The sequence below is a fragment of the Desulfobacter sp. UBA2225 genome (assembly GCF_002348205.1).
Classification (GTDB): Bacteria; Desulfobacterota; Desulfobacteria; order Desulfobacterales; family Desulfobacteraceae; genus Desulfobacter; species Desulfobacter postgatei.
Genome location: NZ_DDYV01000032.1, coordinates 22345 through 40504 on the forward strand (window position 1 = coordinate 22345; position 18160 = coordinate 40504).

Annotated in this window: 15 protein-coding genes and 1 tRNA gene; 11 read left to right on the forward strand and 5 right to left on the reverse strand. The window is 46.4% G+C overall.

What is annotated here, in order from left to right; all coding sequences use genetic code 11:
- Positions 1-225 carry a hypothetical protein gene (locus B3D59_RS01565; protein ID WP_286817320.1) on the reverse strand — a complete coding sequence of 75 codons (225 nt, stop codon included), beginning with the start codon at positions 223-225 and terminating at the stop codon, positions 1-3.
- 290 nt (positions 226-515) lie between these two features.
- Here B3D59_RS01565 and guaA point away from each other — a divergent pair, with 290 nt between their 5' ends.
- Genes guaA through B3D59_RS01580 form a run of 3 tightly spaced genes read left to right on the forward strand, consistent with a single transcriptional unit; the run spans position 516 to position 4722 of the window.
- Complete coding sequence (guaA, locus tag B3D59_RS01570; RefSeq protein ID WP_286817321.1) at positions 516-2045, forward strand: glutamine-hydrolyzing GMP synthase; 1530 nt, start codon at positions 516-518, stop codon at positions 2043-2045.
- Between the two features lie 13 nt (positions 2046-2058).
- Entirely contained in the window at positions 2059-3126 is a 1068-nt protein-coding gene (locus B3D59_RS01575; RefSeq protein WP_286817322.1) for a hypothetical protein, read from the forward strand.
- A 3-nt stretch (positions 3127-3129) separates the two neighbouring features.
- Complete coding sequence (locus tag B3D59_RS01580) at positions 3130-4722, forward strand: SidJ-related pseudokinase (RefSeq protein WP_286817323.1); 1593 nt, start codon at positions 3130-3132, stop codon at positions 4720-4722.
- Here B3D59_RS01580 and B3D59_RS01585 read toward each other — a convergent pair.
- The gene (locus B3D59_RS01585; RefSeq protein ID WP_286817324.1) at positions 4692-5888 is read right to left on the reverse strand and encodes a lytic transglycosylase domain-containing protein; all 1197 of its coding nucleotides are present in this window, start codon (positions 5886-5888) and stop codon (positions 4692-4694) included. The two genes, B3D59_RS01580 and B3D59_RS01585, sit on opposite strands and share 31 nt — an antisense overlap.
- Positions 5889-6149: 261 nt before the next feature.
- On the opposite strand from B3D59_RS01585, the gene B3D59_RS01590 reads away from it, so the two are divergent.
- The 7 genes from B3D59_RS01590 (at position 6150) to B3D59_RS01620 (ending at position 14519) form a co-directional block, all read left to right on the forward strand.
- Positions 6150-6926 (forward strand): inositol monophosphatase family protein, encoded by a 777-nt coding sequence (locus B3D59_RS01590; RefSeq protein ID WP_286817325.1) that lies wholly within the window; start codon positions 6150-6152, stop codon positions 6924-6926.
- 22 nt (positions 6927-6948) lie between these two features.
- Positions 6949-7197 carry a hypothetical protein gene (locus tag B3D59_RS01595; protein WP_286817326.1) on the forward strand — a complete coding sequence of 83 codons (249 nt, stop codon included), beginning with the start codon at positions 6949-6951 and terminating at the stop codon, positions 7195-7197.
- Positions 7194-8048, forward strand: coding sequence for a ribosome biogenesis GTPase YlqF (ylqF, locus tag B3D59_RS01600; RefSeq protein ID WP_286817327.1), 855 nt, complete (start codon positions 7194-7196; stop codon positions 8046-8048). The genes B3D59_RS01595 and ylqF overlap by 4 nt, the downstream gene beginning before the upstream one ends.
- The gene (locus B3D59_RS01605; protein WP_286817328.1) at positions 8032-10086 is read left to right on the forward strand and encodes a carboxy terminal-processing peptidase; all 2055 of its coding nucleotides are present in this window, start codon (positions 8032-8034) and stop codon (positions 10084-10086) included. Before ylqF ends, B3D59_RS01605 begins: the two co-directional genes overlap by 17 nt.
- A gap of 26 nt (positions 10087-10112) precedes the next feature.
- Positions 10113-13349, forward strand: coding sequence for an AsmA-like C-terminal region-containing protein (locus B3D59_RS01610; protein WP_286817329.1), 3237 nt, complete (start codon positions 10113-10115; stop codon positions 13347-13349).
- Between the two features lie 19 nt (positions 13350-13368).
- Entirely contained in the window at positions 13369-13821 is a 453-nt protein-coding gene (locus B3D59_RS01615; RefSeq protein WP_286817330.1) for a regulatory protein RecX, read from the forward strand.
- 281 nt (positions 13822-14102) lie between these two features.
- The gene (locus tag B3D59_RS01620; RefSeq protein WP_286817331.1) at positions 14103-14519 is read left to right on the forward strand and encodes a PilZ domain-containing protein; all 417 of its coding nucleotides are present in this window, start codon (positions 14103-14105) and stop codon (positions 14517-14519) included.
- A 61-nt stretch (positions 14520-14580) separates the two neighbouring features.
- Here B3D59_RS01620 and B3D59_RS01625 read toward each other — a convergent pair whose 3' ends face one another.
- Positions 14581-16491 (reverse strand): peptidylprolyl isomerase, encoded by a 1911-nt coding sequence (locus B3D59_RS01625; protein ID WP_286817332.1) that lies wholly within the window; start codon positions 16489-16491, stop codon positions 14581-14583.
- Positions 16492-16811: 320 nt separating this feature from the next.
- Between B3D59_RS01625 and B3D59_RS01630 the strand changes: the two genes are divergently transcribed.
- Positions 16812-16887 (forward strand) — tRNA-Ala (locus B3D59_RS01630).
- A 391-nt stretch (positions 16888-17278) separates the two neighbouring features.
- Here the strand turns inward: B3D59_RS01630 and B3D59_RS01635 are convergent.
- Together B3D59_RS01635 and B3D59_RS01640 are read right to left on the reverse strand one after the other, a co-directional pair.
- Positions 17279-17539 carry a glutaredoxin family protein gene (locus B3D59_RS01635; protein WP_286817333.1) on the reverse strand — a complete coding sequence of 87 codons (261 nt, stop codon included), beginning with the start codon at positions 17537-17539 and terminating at the stop codon, positions 17279-17281.
- Between the two features lie 12 nt (positions 17540-17551).
- Positions 17552-18160: PDZ domain-containing protein (locus B3D59_RS01640; protein ID WP_286817334.1), on the reverse strand; the 609-nt coding region annotated here is incomplete at its 5' end.

Genomic DNA, 18160 nt, shown 5'->3' on the forward strand with positions numbered 1-18160 from the left:
TTAAATTTGATTCCTGCGCCTATCAAGGCACATCCCTTCAAAACCGTTTGCATCAATATCGTCACTTGTCCACAGGGCAGGATCTTTTTCGGACGCGGAATCCTTTTTCATTCTACCGGTGGGGTCCAAGGAGTCAAACAGAACATAGATGGCAAAGAGCAGCACAGGTCCCAAAATAATATAGAGCAACATCACATTAACGGCGATCAACGGTCCGGTACCCACGATACGTTCTCCTTTTATCTGAGTAGTGAGTATTGAGTAGTGAGATTTAAAACAGGCTGTTTTCCTCAATCCTCAATCCTCAATCCTCAATCCTCAATACTCAATACTCAATACTCAANNTACTCAATACTCAATACTCAATACTTTTTTGTGTCACTCAAATCAAGCCAGATAGTCTAATACAATTTTACAAAAAGTCAATGATGCCGGGAAACCAAAAACAACTTGCAATTTTCCCATGTTTATAGGAAAATTTGCCGATTTAAATCTAATCATTTCAGGAAATGCCCATGATCATTGTTATTGATTTCGGATCCCAGTTTAACCAGCTGATTGCCCGGCGTGTCAGGGAAAATAATGTATACTGCCAGGTGGAACCGGCGGATATCCACCTTGACAAATTAAAGGAGCTTGCCCCCACGGGTATCATTCTTTCCGGTGGCCCCTCATCCATTTATGAAGAGAACAGCCCCACCATTGACGCCGGTATTTTTGACCTGGGCGTACCCATCCTCGGCATCTGCTACGGCATGCACTACATGGTGCATACCCTCGGGGGCACCATTAAACAGGCAAGCAAAAAAGAGTATGGCTTTGCCGAACTGCGCATCAATCCGGGCAACCCGCTGTTCAAGGAGATGGATGACAGCTTCCAGTGCTGGATGAGCCATGGCGATTCTGCAAAAGCCCTGCCCCAAGGGTTTGAGATCACCGCGCAGACCGACAACACCCCCATTGCCGCCATTGCCGATTACGCAAGAAAACTGTTCGGCCTGCAGTTTCACCCGGAAGTGGAGCACTCCATTAACGGGGCTGCCATGATCCGCCATTTTCTTTTTGATGTCTGCGGATGCAAACAGAACTGGACCATGAAATCCTTCAGTGAAGGCGCCATCACCCAGATCAAGGATGCGGTTGGGGACAAAAAAGTGATCATGGGCCTTTCCGGTGGGGTGGACTCTTCCGTTGCCGCCACCCTGATCCATAAAGCCGTGGGAAAAAATCTGCACTGCATTTTTGTGGACAACGGGCTTTTACGTCTCAATGAAAAAGAGCAGCTTGAGGTCAGCCTTCGGGCCAACCTGCACATGAACATCAAGTTTGTGGATGCACAAGAAAAATTTCTAACCGCGCTGGCCGGGGTTACGGACCCTGAAAAGAAAAGGAAAATCATCGGGAAACTTTTCATTGATGTTTTTGAGGCCGAGGCCAAGAAGGTTGCCGGTGCCCAGTTCCTGGGCCAGGGAACGTTGTATCCGGATATTATTGAATCCAAATCCGCCTTTGGCGGCCCCACGTCGGTCATCAAATCCCATCACAATGTGGGGGGACTTCCCGAACAGATGAATCTGAAACTCATTGAGCCGCTGCAACTGCTGTTCAAGGATGAGGTCAGAAAACTTGGCCTTGAACTTGGCATCAACGAGGATCTTGTCTGGCGCCAGCCCTTTCCCGGCCCCGGGCTTGCCATCCGCATTTTAGGGGAGATCACCAACGATCGCCTGGATATTCTTCGCAAGGCCGATGACATACTTATCCAGGAAATCAAACAGGCAGGCCTTTACCGGAAATTGTGGCAGTCCTTTACCGTGCTCTTGCCGGTCAAAAGCGTCGGTGTCATGGGAGACAAGCGTACCTTTGCCAATTGTATCGCCATTCGTGCGGTCACATCCAATGACGCCATGACGGCCGACTGGGCAAAGCTGCCCCACGATCTTCTGGGAAAAATTTCCAACCGCATTATTAATGAAGTGGACAAGGTCAACCGTGTGGTTTTTGATATCACCTCGAAACCGCCCGGCACGATTGAATGGGAATAACAGCCAACAAATTATGAATGAAAAAAGACTTGGGGACTATCTGAACCCGGAGGATGATGGATCTTTTGAGGATGATCGGCCGGGCATTGGAGGCGCAACTTTCCAGGAGGAAGCCAACACCCTTCAAATAGAAAAATTATCCCAGCGGGTGACCATCATCTCCGTGATCATCCCCTGCATTATTATTGCCATTTTGGTATTCGTCTACATGGATATCACCGAAAAGGTGGTGGATGTGGACCAGACCCAGGCAAACCAGATGGCACGGGTCTCCCAGGATCTTGACATCAAACTCAATGCCTTGGACGTACGCATTGCCAAAGCCACCCACGAGTTGGATGAAAAGCTGACAGCCCTTGAATCCAAACGCAAAGCCCTTGAGAACCAGACAGCAAAAATGTCGGCAGCCAAGGTGGATCGTAAAGCCATGGAAGCAGCCCTTGCCAAGCTGGATAAACGGATTCACTCCAATGCAGACCAGGACAAGTCCACCCTGGCGGCCATGGAACGTATTAACCGGGAACTTATATCCGCCATTGATAAAAACAGTTCGGATACTAAAGCGCTCTCCGGACAGATCCAAAAAGAGTTCCACCTGTTTAAGGAAGAATTTGGCACAAAACTGCTTGAATTGTCCGCCTATGAACAAAAAATTTCACAACTGGTTAAGGAGACAGGCCTGCTGGGCAAAAAACTTGATGCATTGCAAAATGAGACGGCAGCATCCATAGACAAACGCCTGGACAAAAACTTAAGTTTGCTCAGGCAGGATTTTGAAAAGAATTTAAGTCTGCTCAGGCAGGATCTTGAAAAACAGATTGCTGACGTCAAAAGACGGGCCGATGCAGCAGAAAAGGCAGCGGCAACAGCTGCTGCTGCTGCTGCTGCTGCTGCTGCTGCAAAGTCCACACCCAAACAACTCCCCCCAAAATCAACAAATCAGGTCCAATCAACGGTAAAGCCACAAGCCTCTTCTCCCAACGCCCTCCCGACACCTACCCGGAAAACAGAGACACCGGATCTGCCGCGCCAAACGATTCCCGGCACAGGGAACATTTCAGAGCAGGATATTTCGCAGTAACGTATGAACCACGCCCCACCCTCCAGTGCGCGTATCCGCGAAGAACGTCTTCTTATCAATCATAGCCGGGATTTTTCAGCGGCGTACATGAGTATCCAATATATTGGCCGGCAGGCGGCGGATTATCCGCACACAGTTACCCATCAGACCCTGGATGCGCTCTTCTCCGTATTTGAAACCGCCGGATTTGAAAAGGCCAAACAAGCCTTTTTTTTATATCATGAAGCGGCCTGCACCCTGGTGGACATAGGCAGGACAATGGAGAACGAAATCATCAGGACCATTGTGCCAAAGCTTGCGACGCTTCTGATCAAAAGTTCAGGAAACCGTCTTCGTGCCCTAAGCCAGGCGCTTGGCAGGCTGGCGGATAATTGCCCGGCACCGGATACACCATCTTTTCCAAACACCATCACGCCGTTGGACATTCAAGTTTCCGGCCTTGTTGAAAAATTTACACCCCCAGGGATGGCATTGCCCACAGAGATGCAATGGACCTGGAAGGGCAGAAGCCTGATCGCCCGGACAGAAACAAAAATCATGGGCGTAATCAAATTCGCCACAACCCTGGACAATATCAATGAAATTCACTGGGAAGCGGTTTGGATGGACTGGTTTTCCAAAAATCCTTCAGGTGCTGAAAATCTTGTTCCCAAACCGGTCTGCATCCGGGACAGATATCTATTTAACATCACGGATGAACTGCCTGAGGAAAGCCCGGGAACACTATACGGATCTGCCTGCATCGTCTTTATCCCCTGCCCGGGTTATTATGAATACCCCAATTTAGAAGGTTCGGACCGGGAACAAATCCAAAGATCATTTTTCAAATCATCCCTTGCCCTGGGCAGACTCTCATCCCAGGGGCTTTTCCATACGGCGTTGATCCCCTTGTTCCATAACCGGGTTCAGCAGAATCGAAGAAACGACAACGGCAGATACTTGTGGGAACATGCCGGGCGCCTGGACCAGTGGCTGAACTCCAGCCTGTTCCCCAATTTTGCCGCATCCGGGTTGCGGGATTTTGAACATATTGCCTGCCAAACAAAGCGATTGGATCTTGAACATTATACCGGGGAATACCTGCTCAGTTTTATTCTGGTGGCAGGCTCCTGCTTCAGGAACAAAGCCCCGCACAGAAGGGGAACAGACAATAGTCAACCCCATGTGGATACCCGGGATCTTTTTTGCCCGGATCTGTTTGAATCGCTTTTAACGGGCGTATGTGAACACTATTTCAAAGGCCTGACCGAATTTGAGACCTTTGATCCGGCCCCGTTTAATATACCGGCACTGATTGAAAAGCTCATTGAAAAAATGGGGCGTGATGAACATATGCAAGAAGCGTTACGGGTACAGGACCAGTTGGCGATGGACGATGAACAGTTTGAACAATTCCTGACGGAACGGGGTGTTACCGACATACCGGCCAAAGGGGAAAAAGATATTATACTGATTACCGGCCCCCATCTCGGCGAATTCAACCAGCCCATCTCCATACCGGAACTCATTGAGTTTCTGTTCAAATTTTCCGCATTCTGCGTATCGTCCCTTTTTTTAAAAAAGCATCATTGCACACGCAATTTATCTCCGGGATGAATGCGATGTTTCTTTGACAGCTTGTTAAGGTTCTGCAACCCGGACAGAGATGTATTATATTTTCTTGCAATGGCGGAGAGGCTTTCACCGGCTTTCACCACATGGTACCTTGAACTTGAAGAAGATGATTGCGTTTTGGGCAAGGTATTGTAAAGGGGGTAAAACTTTTGATTAAACTCCTTATCCTTCCCCTCGGGTACAAGAAGCGTGCTTGTGCCTTTCTCCAGAAAATATCCCCGAATATGGGGATTATAATCCTTGATGGTTTTGAATGAGATGCCACAGGCCTTGGCGATCATGGTTAAAGGCACAACATCTGTTGTGGAGAGTTTGATTTCAGAAAACGTAAATACCGGATAAAGATCCTGGGGCCCGAGATGAAACCCATAATCTTCGGGATTAGACATAATCAACTTAACGGCAACCATTTTCAGGATATACCGCTGGGTCTCCAGGGGCAGGTAAAGGGAAAAGTAATCCCGTGTCTCCTGGAGTTCTATGGCCTTGTTCAGAGCGGATTCACCCATGTTATATGCGGACATGGCCAGAAGATACGAGCCAAACTGGGAATAAAGTTTTTTAAGATAGCGGCAGGCCGCCCGGGTGGCGGAAAACATGTTCCGGCGTTCATCGACGTCTGAATCAATGCGCAATCCGTATTGTTTACCTGTGCTTTCGATGAACTGCCAGTACCCAACCGCGCCCTGATAGGATTCTCCATAGGAGAGCAGCGCACTTTCCACAATAGCCAGATATTTTAAATCCAAAGGCAGTTTTTCCTGCTTTAAAACGCTTTCAATGTACGGAAACCACCGGTGGGCCCGTTTGAGCCACAGCATCACCTGGGGCCGGTTCCATACGGCCAGCATCATCTCCTTTTCAAGCCGCTCTCTGACATCTTGATCTGTATAAGGTATTTTTTCCCCGCAAAGGCGTATATCACCGGAAAAACGGATGGCTTCCAACAGGGAGGGAATGTGGGAGCTTACAATGGGTGGTGCAGCTTCGGGTAGTCCAGATTCGGGTGGTGCAGCTTGGGTTGGTCCGGCTTTATCTTCTGCAGCCAGTGTAACATGTGCGGCAAAAATTGCCAGAAAAACGGTGAAAACAAAGAAGTATTTCATGATATCTGCGCCATAGTGGGTGGTCCAAGGCCATAGTTTCACGGGACTGTGAAACCGATCAAAAAACATCAAATATGATCATCTCATTTCACACTTTAAAAATCAAGACCCGGAAAATCGAGCTTGGCATGTTAACCCTGTAACTTCAAAGCAATACTGTTTTATTTTTCAATGGATGTGCCGGGTATTTTCAAATGCAATCTAATATGCCATAATACCCGATCTTAATTTTACAGGTCCTAAATTTTAATGATATAAATTTTATAATTATTTAAAAAAATGAGTTAACAAACGGTTGATATCTTGATTTCCTTTATAAAAAATTTGGCCCTGCAAGCCGGCAGGCTCTGCCTTGAAGGCCAAAAAAACTTGTCTTTGCATGACCTTGAATTCAAATCAGAAAAAGATATTGTCACGGAAACGGACAAAGAAGTTGAAGCGTTTCTGGTTAAGGCTATCCTTGCCCGGTATCCTGACCATGGCGTACTCGGGGAAGAGTACGGAGCTGTCCAGACAAAAAGCGGACTCAGATGGATCATTGATCCCATAGACGGCACCACGTCGTTTGTCCACCGGCTGCCCTTTTACAGCATCAGTATCGCCCTTGAAAAAGAGGGAGAGCCCGTACTCGGCGTGGTTTATGCCCCTGCTTTAAACCAGCTGTTTTATGCTGAAAAAGGCAAAGGCGCATTTGTGGGCGACACCGCAATTCATGTCTCTGAAACCAGAGAACTTGACAAAGCGGTCATGGCAACGGGGTTTGCGTGCCTGAGAGCCGGCCGGCAAAATAACAACCTGCCGATTTTTAACGAAATTGTACCAAAACTTCGGGACATCAGGCGTTTCGGATCTGCGGCATTGGATCTTTGTTATACGGCCCTGGGCAGCCTGGACGGATTCTGGGAAATGAATCTAAATATTTATGATATTGCAGCAGGGACGATTATTTTAAAGGAAGCAGGGGGTGTGGTCACGGATTTTACAGGCGGCCGGCAATTCCCGGAAAAAGGCATTGCTGCGGCAAACAAGGCGTTGCACAATGAACTGGTCCGTATTCTGACAGGATTTCACGTTTTATAATAATTTTACACTTAATGTACCCATGAAACTCATTTTCACTTTTATATTTATCTTAATCATGACGGCCGGCGGTGCCTTTGGCTATTACAGGCATTACGACTGGATTGGATATACCATCACCTTTGCCGTCAGCGGATTTATCGGCTCGAGTATCATTGCCTTGCTCTTTTCATATCTGTATTTGTTTCAAAAAGAGCGTGTTGAACAGGTGCCCATACCGCCGGACAAAACAATCATTCACCAACAGGAAATTAAAAAAATAGAAAAATGAATATTCAGTGGTTTCCCGGCCATATGCTGGAGACAAAAAATCAGCTTAAAAGTGCCATTGGCAGGGTGGATGCCCTGCTTGAGGTGGTTGATGCAAGACTGCCGTTGGCCAGTTCAAACCCCTTTTTAGAACGGATTGCCACGGGCAAAAACCGGATAAAGCTACTGAACAAGGCGGATATTGCCGACCCGGAGGCGACACAAGCCTGGCTTGAATACTTCAACCGGGACATTAAATGGCCGGCGGCAGCCATCTGCGCGACCCGTCCGCAAGAGGTCTCACATGCCCTGGAATCACTGTTATCACAGGTAGACAGAAACAAGGCAAGGAAAGTCAAGGTCATGGTGGTGGGCATTCCCAATACCGGGAAATCCACGATTTTGAACACCCTGGCCGGTCGGAAAGTGGCAAAAACCGGTAATGTGCCCGCCATTACCCGTCACCAGCAGCGCACCAGTCTTAAAGATAATATTGATATTTACGATACCCCGGGTATCCTGTGGCCGGTGATTGAACCCAGGCACCGCGGACTTGTCCTGGCTGTGTCCGGCGCGATCAGTGATACAGCCGTTGACTACCATGAACTTGCCCATTTTGCCGCACAGCTTTTACTGGAAAGATACCCGGCCTGCCTTATTGAACGTTACCCGTTTTTAAATCCCTTGCCCGGGCAAGCCCAGGCCCTTATCGAAACGGTGGGCAAAGCCAGGGGATGTATTAAAAAAGGCGGGCATGTCGATTTTCAAAAAGCATCACAACTTATTATCAGGGATCTTAGATCCGGCAGGCTTGGCCGGATCAGTTTTGAAACACCAAAGGATATAAACATAGACGATGACACAGATCAATAAACTTTACCATAGGCTTCGGGCTGTAGTGCTTGTTGCCGCCTTTCTTTATTTCGCGCCGGTTTGCCATGCACAAATTGCCGAGCTTACATTTCAGGATGAACAGTCCCAACAGTGTATTGCCATTGTCAATGCCCTTGAGCGAGATAATATTACCGGGAAAAAACTGGATGGAAATATGTCTGTTCTGGTGTTTGACCGGTATATCAAATCTCTGGATCCAGGCAGGCATCTTCTGACCCAGACTGACCTTAATGATTTTCAGCCGTTAAAACAGCTGATGTATAAATATCTGAAAACAGGGAACCTTGGGCCGGCCTTTGAAATTTTCAACCTTTACCAGTCCCGCAGCGAACAGCGCTTTGAATATATTCTCAAGCTGGCCAGATCCTGGCAAACCCAGCTTGATTTTGCTAAAAACGAAACCCTTGTCATCGACTATGAGCATAAACCCTTTATCCCGGACATCTCAGGCCTTGAACCCCTGTGGAAAAAAGAGCTGAAGAACCATATCATTAATTTGAAAATAAACAAAACCTCGGATGAGGAAATTTCCGAAACCCTGGAAAAGATCTATTCCAATCGCTTGGCCCAGCTCTCCCAGACACAGTCCCGGGATGTATTCCATATTTTCATGAATGCCGTCACCATGTCCTTTGACCCCCATTCCCAATATTTTGCTCCGCGCGTGTCCGAAGATTTTGACATTCATATGAAACTGAGCTTGGAAGGCATTGGGGCGGTGCTGCAAAACGAATATGAGTACACAAAGGTGGTCCGCCTTATTCCCAAAGGTCCGGCAGACAAATCCCAGAAACTTGCCCCCGGGGACAAAATCATCGGCGTAGGCCAGGGCGAGGAGGGAGAGATAAAAGACACCATTGGCCAGCGCATTGATGATGTGGTCAAACTGATTCGGGGACCCAAGGGTACCTTTGTGCGGTTAAGGATCATTCCTGCCAGAAAATCCAGTGTAACCGCCACCATCAGTATCAAACGCGACGAGGTAAAACTTGAGGAACAGTCCGCCCAGAAAAAGGTGGTTGACGTGACCTCGAAAGGTCGGACCTATAAGCTGGGCATCATTGAAATCCCCAATTTCTATATTGATTTTGACGCCTTTCACAGGGGCGAACCGGACTACAAAAGCACCACAGGAGACGTGATAAAACTGCTGGAACAGTTAAAAACAGAGAATATCGACGGGTTGATTGTTGATTTAAGGGACAATGGGGGTGGGGCCCTTAAAGAAGCCAATGATCTGACCGGACTGTTCCTTAAATATGGCCCCACGGTACAGGTCAAAACAAAATTCAGGGTATCACGCATCTATGATGAAGATCCAAAAATTCTCTACACCGGGCCTCTTGTGGTGCTCATCAATAGAATGAGCGCATCGGCCAGTGAAATTTTTGCAGGTGCCATCAAAGATTATCACCGGGGGCTTATTGTGGGCACCCAAAGTTTCGGCAAGGGCACGGTTCAGGAACTCAAACCCCTGGGAGATGGACGACTGAAGATGACATCGGCCAAATTTTACCGGATCTCGGGCAAAAGTACCCAACACAAAGGCGTTGAACCCGACATCTGGTTTCCCCAGATTTACAGGACCAAAGACACCGGAGAAAGCGCTCTTGAGGGAGCCCTGCTCTGGGACCATATTGACGCCACCCGTTATTCAGCATATAGGTCTTTGCAGCCCATGATCAAACCCTTGGATGATGCCTATAAAAAACGGGCTGAAAAGTCTTTTGGCATTAAATATCTCACCCAGCGGATTCAATTGGCAGAATCATTGAGTGAACAAAAAACACTCTCCTTGAATCTGACCGAACGTCTAAAAACCGATACCGCCTTTAATAAAGAAGAGCTGGCCCTGGAAAACAATTACCGGAAACAAAAAGGGGAGAAACCGCTGACAACCCTGGATGACATTGACCCGGAAAAAGAAGAGATCAAGGAAATACTTACGGAACAGGCCAAATACATTGCTGCCGATTTTATTACCTTAAGCCATAAAACCGGATACAAGTGGCAATAGCCTTCTCAATGTCATAAATTAAAACCATGAACAAAAAACGCATACTGCGCATTGCCGTTTTTGTTGCGGTAACCGTGACCCTTTGCGCAGCAGTTCTGTCCTTTGCCATTACCCCGTTGATCAACACGGAACAGGTTAAAGCGCGTCTGGCCAGGTTTGTTCAGAAAAAGACCGGCATTGAAGTCCGGTTTGATCAGCTATCATTTATTCTCACCCCCCTGCCGGGTTTCTGCATAACTGGTATATCGGCACAAATCGACCGATACAACCAGGTTGCAATCAACAAAGCGATAGTGGAACTGGAGCCGCCCCAGCTGCTCAAATTCAAGACCGCCCTAAGACGCATCACCCTTGAATCCCCCAAACTGATTAGGAATGAGGCTGTTGCCGGAAAAAACAAATTCACAGCGCCACCGGATCTTGCCGCATGGGTGCGGAACGGATTTGACGGATTGTTTGATCTACCCTTCGCAGACACCGATCGCCTGGATATTGTCGTAACCAATGCCCAATCAAATTATTTTAGCACCATGGACTGCCGGATTCTTATGACAGGGCGGACACGGGCTGTGACTATTAAAGCCCAGATGTCGGGGCTTCGCCTGGAAACAGATCAGATCCCAATACTTGAATCCGCAGTCAAAGGCAGAATAACAGCTATTGATATCCCACACCTCTCTGTGGAGTGCCGGCATGATGCAGACAACATTCTTGCAGGCAACCTGAGAATCACATCTCTTCAGGCCAATCTTAAAGCACCCAAGGATCACCGTGCCGAAGCAAGGAAGTTCGACCTTGAATTTGCCCTGTCAAAAGAGAGGGTAAGCGCACATCTTGCACCTTTGGAGCTTCTTTATCCCAAAGGACGCGTTGGAATAGATCTATCACTTTCTTACGGACAAGAAGCATCAAGTATTGAATTTACCGGAGAACAGATTGATATCAGCCAGACAAGAGAGGTGTGCCTGCCACTTCTCAGCGGAGTTGAGACGCCTCAAATCCTGTTTGACATACTCAGATCGGGAACCGCCCAAAAAATTACGGTGGGGTTTAAAAGCAAAGACATACGTCATCTGTTCAACGCAAAAAACCTTTTTATAACCGGCTGCGCTGAGGCCACTACCGTTAAAATCCCCCATGTTCCTGTCATTGTTGACAACGCCTCGGGTTGTGCAGATATGAAAGACGGAATGCTGAGCATATACCCTAAAGGCGGCCGTGTGGGAAAAACCATTGTCACCGGTGGTGCCCTTGATATCAATCTGATTCATCACCACGCAGTTCCATTTTCGGGCAGATTCCCCCTGAAGGTTGATTTAGCCGAAGTTCCCCAAGCCCTTATCTCCATATTGCCGGGCACGGTACTTGCCCGGGAAATGTCAAAAATATCCGGGTTGACCGGCCGGGCAGATGCGGTTCTCGAACTGAATCAAACCCAAGCCCACAAAGAGATAGATGTTAAAGTAACAGCAAAAAACATTGAGGCAATCGGAAACTACCAGCGCCTGCCCCTGCCTGTCCGCATCGACGGCGGCGCCTTTCTTTTGGACAAAAGCAAGGTTGTTCTGAATAATTTGTCAGGAGCCTTGGGCAGCAGCAGGATATCAAATCTTAATGCCGATATTGATATCAGCGGTTCCGTACCCATGAACATCAAAAATATGGCCGCAAATATTATTCTGGAACAGGTGGCACCCCTGGTTGAGCTTTTCCCCGGGGGAAGGAAAAAGCCGGTCCCGGTTAAAGATTTTTCCGGAATCATGGACATTAATGACTTTAGGCTTGAAGGCCCCATGTTCTCCCCAAACCTGTGGCAGGTCCACATGACAGGCCAGATCAATAAAGGGGCTGTTATATTTTCAGACAATACCCAAGGGCTGTCCGACCTATTCTGCACATTCAACGCAACCCCTTCAACGATAACCGTGTCGGAAATTGCCTGTACCATTAAAGACCTCTCCTGGCTTGAAAATAACATTTCACCGGAATATACCCAAAGTATTATCCTCCCCCTGACACTGACCCAGGCACAATTTGTGAGGCAAGCAGATGCCTGTCTGTTTCAGGGAAAGTTACGCATGATCTCGGGTGCAACGGTATCCTTCATGGCAGACGGTCCTGCCGTGGACAAAATGACCCTGTCAAAGCTGCAGATAGAGGATGGGAACCGAACCCATGCCGATCTAACCTTTTACAACCAGCCGGACATGCCCAGGATTGTTTTTTACGGGCAACTGGATAAACCAACCCTGGAAAACATGCTTCACCCTGATTCGTATCTTTACCGGAAACTTCAGGAGGCAACCGGTGACAATGCATTGACGGTTTCAACGGATAAAACGGGCGACATCACCATAACTGCAGACACGCTTGATCTTGATTCCTTTTTGTCCCCGCAGAAAACATCTGCATCCGCCCGCCCCCTGGTAAAACAAAACCGGATGTTTATCAACGTCAACACATTGAACTATGACCACCGTGTATACCAGGGAGTTCAGGCAAAGGTGACAATTCATCAATCGTCCACGGATATCGATATTACCCATGCACTTCTTTGCGGCCTTGATCTTTCAAGCAAAATAACCATCAATCCTGCCGGTGACAGGCCCGGGGTATTGACTCACACGTTTTTCAATACGAAACAGGCAAAGGAGGTGTCGCTTTCAATCGGATGCCTGACAGGCACTCAAAGTGTTATTAAAGGAAGTTATACACTTGAAGGGGAACTTGTCGGCTCGGCACAGACCTTTGACATGGTGAAATCCAAACAGAACGGGCATCTTAATTTTAAGGCCCAGTCCGGCCGTATATTCAAAGCCACGGTGCTTTCCAGACTCTTATCACTTGTCAATATTATAGGAGAAACCGACCTGCAGCAACAGGGGTTCGGATTTAAGACATTTACTGCCGATGCAGACGTAAAAGAAAGTGTGGTGCATATAAAAAATGCCGTCATTGATGCAGACAATATGGGCATCATTGCCGAAGGATGGGCAGATCCGCTAAATGATGCCCTGGATATCACCTTTTTGGTGGCCCCGTTTAAAACCATCGATACCATCATTAAATACATTCCGGTTGTAAATGCGATTCTTAACGGCCGACTTGTCTCTTTCCCGGCCAGAGCCTATGGTAAAATATCAGATCCCACTGTGGTTCTCCTTCATCCTTCCGCAGTGGGAAAAGGCTTGCTCAACCTGTTGGAGGATCTGGTCAAAAGCCCTGGTCGCCTGGTTGAAGGAGCGAAAGGAAATGGAAAATAGCCCTGAGAGAATATAGAAAATGACTGTTGAAAAAGCATACCAAAAGGCCTTGGGGTATCTGTCAAAAAGCCCTAAAACAATCCGGCAGATGAAAAAATATCTGACTGATAAAGGATATGACGGCAATATTATTGATCAGGTTATTGTGCAGTTGTCAAACTTTAATTACCTTGACGACAGAGCATTTGCACGCGGGTTTATCGAAAGCCGAATCCGTTATAAACCCAAATCCGTATTTGCCCTTGGATTTGAGCTGCGCAAAAAAGGCATCGATCCGGCACTTGCTGAAGAACTGCTATCTGTATACAAAGACGAGGAATTGGCATTAAAAGCCGTTGAAACTAAAAAGCAGGCCTGGAACAGTCTGGATGAATCGGAATGCAGAAAAAAAATAATGAACTATTTGCGTTATAGAGGGTTTGATTACAGTGTGTGTCAGACTGTATGTCGGATATTTCAAACAGAGCCCTGAAGAAATACAAAGCCCACGGTCACAGAATTTTTTTTCTCAATTTAACACTTTATTTACACAATTATTGCCAAATAAATTTCATAATAGCGGAAAAACTTTAAATTGACCCCAATAAAAAACAAGATGGGAATTTTTTTATTTATTCGCGATGTTCGTCGTTTAGGACTTAGTCCATTGAATAAAACCATAAAAAAAATTGAGGGTATAAATATTGCTTATATAGCTTAATGCATTAATGCAAAAAAAGAAGATTTTTAACACAGAAAGTTAAGGATTTACTTATGGTTGGCAGAAAAAGAACCATTGAGCGTAGAAAAAACAAACGGTATAAAGCGGTGGAAGGTGCCTATGCAGCCATCAGTCCCAATTCCAACAAGATTGGTCAAATCATCGACATCAGTATGGGCGGACTGTGTTTCAAATATATCAACACCGAAAACAAATCAGAAGAACCTGTGAATAGAAATGAAGAGTCTATTTTCCTAAGCAGCATGGGATATTATGTCGGCGATCTTCCCTTTCAGACGGTTGCCGACTATGAAATAACGAATACGCCGTCATTCAGTTCAATGAAAGTCAGAAAGCGCCACATCAAATTTACCGATCTTACATTCAAACAGCTGTTTGATCTGGACTATTATCTAAAAAACAATGTATCGGAACCATTAAAATCGCTTTCGAATCAAAATAAATCTTGAATCGCCATTTATCGGCACAACGTACCAGATTAATATCTATAGATCTCTATTTCAATATTAATTAATTGATAATATCTGTATTTATCCGTATTTCAGCTTTCTCTTTCCGGGCCGCCAGCCATTGAGAATAATACGCCTGCTGTTTTCGGGTTTCAAGTTGCAGCTTAACCGTATCAAGATTATCGGCAATGGCAGTTGCCTCAGGCGCCTGTTTTTCCTTAAGGCCGATAATATAGAATTTGCCTGACACTTCAACAACTTGTTTATAAACAGGATTTTTTTCATCAAGAGTAAAAGCGGCTTGTGCAAGGGCCACAGATCCGGCAATACCGGGAATATCTTCAGTGCGTGTGAACATCTTACTGGCTTGGACCTTAAAATGGTTATCAGCGGCAATTTTTTCAAGACTTACGGCATCGACATCCTTGCCTGCTTTTTGAAGCATTGACTCAGCGGCTTTCTTAGCTGCCTGTTTTTTCAGATCGGCAGTTAATGTAACGGCAATTTCATTTTTTACATCTTCATAGGCAAGCAACTCCGGGCCTATCTTTTCAAGCACATGCATCAGGTAATAATTGTTTCCGATTTTCTTGATTTCACTGATCTCATTATCAGCCAGGGAAAAGGCTGCGGCGGCAAACTGACCGGGATCCGAAATACCCATACCCTTAAGTTCCGTTCCCATGGCAGTAAAAGCAGGTGTGTTTACAGGCTGTTTAGCTGCAAGCAGGACAACCTGTTCAAAGGAATCACCATCAAGCACGGCATCATAAGCATCCTCAGCCTTATTATATGCCAGATCCTGAAGCCGGCTTGCAGCCAGTTCCTTTTGAATCCCTACTTTGGCGGTCTCAAAAGGCGTCACGGCTTCAGGTGTTCTATCTGTCACATTAATAATATGCCAGCCGAAACCGGTTCTTACAGGCTGTGAGATATCGCCTGCTTTCATGGCAAACGCGGCATCAGAAAAGGGTTTTACCATACTGGTTCTGCCGAACCGGCCCAGGTAGCCACCACTGGCGGCAGACGGCCCCTGAGAATAGGCTTTGGCCAGTTCTGAAAAATCTACCCCCTTGACTGCTTTCTCATAAACGCTCAAAGCCTCTTCTTTGGCCTTGGCCACGGCCTGTTCATCGGCGTTTTCGTCAACCTTTATAAGGATATGACTGGCTTCAACCTGCTCCGGAGTGGTAAACCGTGTCGGGTTTTGATTATAAAAATCCCGAATAGAAATTTCATCAATCTTAACCTGAGCCTCAAAATCCCCCGGCGCAAACACCAGGAATGCAACTTTGCGTTTAGGCTCAGACATGTAAAGATCGTGATGATTGTCATACTGGGAACGAATCTGCGCTTCGTCGGCAAAAACATCAGAAAATGTGCCCGGATCAATCATAATATAATCAATACTGGCTTTTGCATTGTTAAATGAATACCAGGCCTGGGCTTCCTGATCTCCCACGGTTATGCCATTGATCACCATGCGCTGGAGTTTGGCATTCCTGATTGTGTTGCGCTGACTCGCTTCAAAGGTTTCGGGAGTCATGGAATTTTGTCCAAGCACCCGCCTGTACAGATCTATATTAAAGACACCGTCTTTTTGGAATGCCTTAACTGACAGCAGATCCTGTTTAAGCTCTTGGTCAGACACAACAATTTTCAACTTTTGGGCCTCAATTTCCAGAACCTTTTGATCAATCAGACTGTTCACTGCATGCTGCTTAATATTCAGCGACTTTATCAACTCGTCATCCAAAGAGGTACCGAACTGCTCCTGTAGACGCTGGATCATGCGCTGATAGGCATCCCGGTATTCAGAAAAAGTAATGACCTGATCATTTACCGTGGCCACCTTATTGTGCTTGTCGGCGTTCATACTGCCGACACCTAAAAAAACAAACACAATAACAATGATGCCCAAAAAAAACTTTATGATCCAATTTCCCGTATTTTCCCGAAGATAACGCAGCATTCCTATTTAGCTCCTTGACCCTGTTTAGTTAATTTAAAAGCATGGAATAATATCGTTTTGCTCTAACTTGTGTCAATAAATATTCTAAGCCTTCAATCTTAATCTACTTCATGCCTGATCTAAAACCCGTGTTTGGGCCAAAAGTTGCCCAGATGCAAGGCGCAGAAAAATTTTCAACCGGAGCATACTAACGTATGTGAGGATTGGAAATTTTTGTGCAACGCCCCAGATGGGTGACTTTTCGTTCAAACACGACTAAAAAACATTTTTTTGTATTGACACGCCATGCATTTTCGATTATACATCTACCACTCTTTTGTGGGGCTGTAGCTCAGCTGGGAGAGCGCATGGCTGGCAGCCATGAGGTCAGGGGTTCGATCCCCCTCAGCTCCACCAATTAAAATAAAAATCATGCCGCTGTTTATTACAGTGGCTTTTTTTATTGATCCATCCGACAGCCTTCACTCCCCAATTTTTATTTCATGTTTGATTTCATGACAATTATCGACCTTATTGTAACGGGTTATCCCACCAGTGGCGTCTATGATCAGAATCAACAATTATCAGTACAACAAAACGGGCTGCCCAGAAAAAGGCAGCCCGTTCTGCAAAAAGGAGGGAGATTTTCCGCCGGTTATAATTTATCAATAACGGTTAGTATCGCATTCACCGCAACAGCAAAATTTCCGACGTTGGATAACACCTTAACATCTGAACCTGACCTGAACATTACACCAGTATTATCAAATGGTAATTTCAGGTTCAAAAAAAACAAAAACCACCGGCGTCACTCTAATTTTAGGCCAAGCGCCTTCAGGTCACTGTCGATATCACGGCGACTGAAAACCTTCCCACGGCGCCACTTCCCGTCATTTTCTAGTGTGGGGACCACCCAGTCATCACCGCCGTTAACTTCAATGACCTGCTGCACCACGTCATCTGGTGCCGACTCAATGTCAACATACGTAAAATCAATTTTTTTCTGTTTCAGATAAGATACGGTCTGTGTGCAATGCGGACACCATGCTGCCCCGTAAACGGTTAACATTAATCTTCTCCTTTATCTTTCAAACCGGACCACAAATACCTGGGAGTTACCCCGTCTAAAGAGCATATGAGCTGTCTGCCCTTTCTTTATCGCCCGCAGTATTCCAGTATAGTCACTGATACCGGCAATTCTTTTATGGTTTATTTCCACAAGCAGATCCCCTGCTATCACACCAGACAATGCTGCCTGGGAACCCGGATCAATCTGGATTACCACAAGCCCTTTGATGGACGGGGGATACCCCAGTTGCTCGGCTAAATCCTTATCCAAAGGCTTAAACATAAAGCCCAAATCATCAAAGCCATCGAGTTGTTCTCCGAACCCGGAATCTTCTATGCTATCGGGGCGTTCACCCAGTTTAACCGTAAAGGTTTTATTTTTTCCCTGGCGAACGACCTCAATGTTGACCTTGGAACCTACCCCTAAATTGGCGATGTTCATGGTCAGATCCCTGGATGAATTAATTTTTACACCCTCAACACTGATGATCACGTCACCCTGACGAATGCCGGCCTCATAAGCAGGATGATCCTCATAGGCTTTTGCCACGTAAACACCTTGGTTCGGATCCAGATTATAATATTCGCTCATCTCTTGGCTTACATCCTGGATGGAGACGCC

Bases quoted from the DNA above. Each gene is read 5' to 3' on its own strand.
- guaA (WP_286817321.1), top strand. From the start codon at position 516: ATGATCATTGTTATTGATTTCGGATCCCAGTTTAACCAGCTGATTGCC.
- B3D59_RS01575 (WP_286817322.1), top strand. From the start codon at position 2,059: ATGAATGAAAAAAGACTTGGGGACTATCTGAACCCGGAGGATGATGGA.
- B3D59_RS01580 (WP_286817323.1), top strand. From the start codon at position 3,130: ATGAACCACGCCCCACCCTCCAGTGCGCGTATCCGCGAAGAACGTCTT.
- B3D59_RS01595 (WP_286817326.1), top strand. From the start codon at position 6,949: ATGAAACTCATTTTCACTTTTATATTTATCTTAATCATGACGGCCGGC.
- ylqF (WP_286817327.1), top strand. From the start codon at position 7,194: ATGAATATTCAGTGGTTTCCCGGCCATATGCTGGAGACAAAAAATCAG.
- B3D59_RS01605 (WP_286817328.1), top strand. From the start codon at position 8,032: ATGACACAGATCAATAAACTTTACCATAGGCTTCGGGCTGTAGTGCTT.
- B3D59_RS01610 (WP_286817329.1), top strand. From the start codon at position 10,113: ATGAACAAAAAACGCATACTGCGCATTGCCGTTTTTGTTGCGGTAACC.
- B3D59_RS01615 (WP_286817330.1), top strand. From the start codon at position 13,369: ATGACTGTTGAAAAAGCATACCAAAAGGCCTTGGGGTATCTGTCAAAA.
- B3D59_RS01620 (WP_286817331.1), top strand. From the start codon at position 14,103: ATGGTTGGCAGAAAAAGAACCATTGAGCGTAGAAAAAACAAACGGTAT.
- B3D59_RS01625 (WP_286817332.1), bottom strand. From the start codon at position 16,491: ATGCTGCGTTATCTTCGGGAAAATACGGGAAATTGGATCATAAAGTTT.
- B3D59_RS01635 (WP_286817333.1), bottom strand. From the start codon at position 17,539: ATGTTAACCGTTTACGGGGCAGCATGGTGTCCGCATTGCACACAGACC.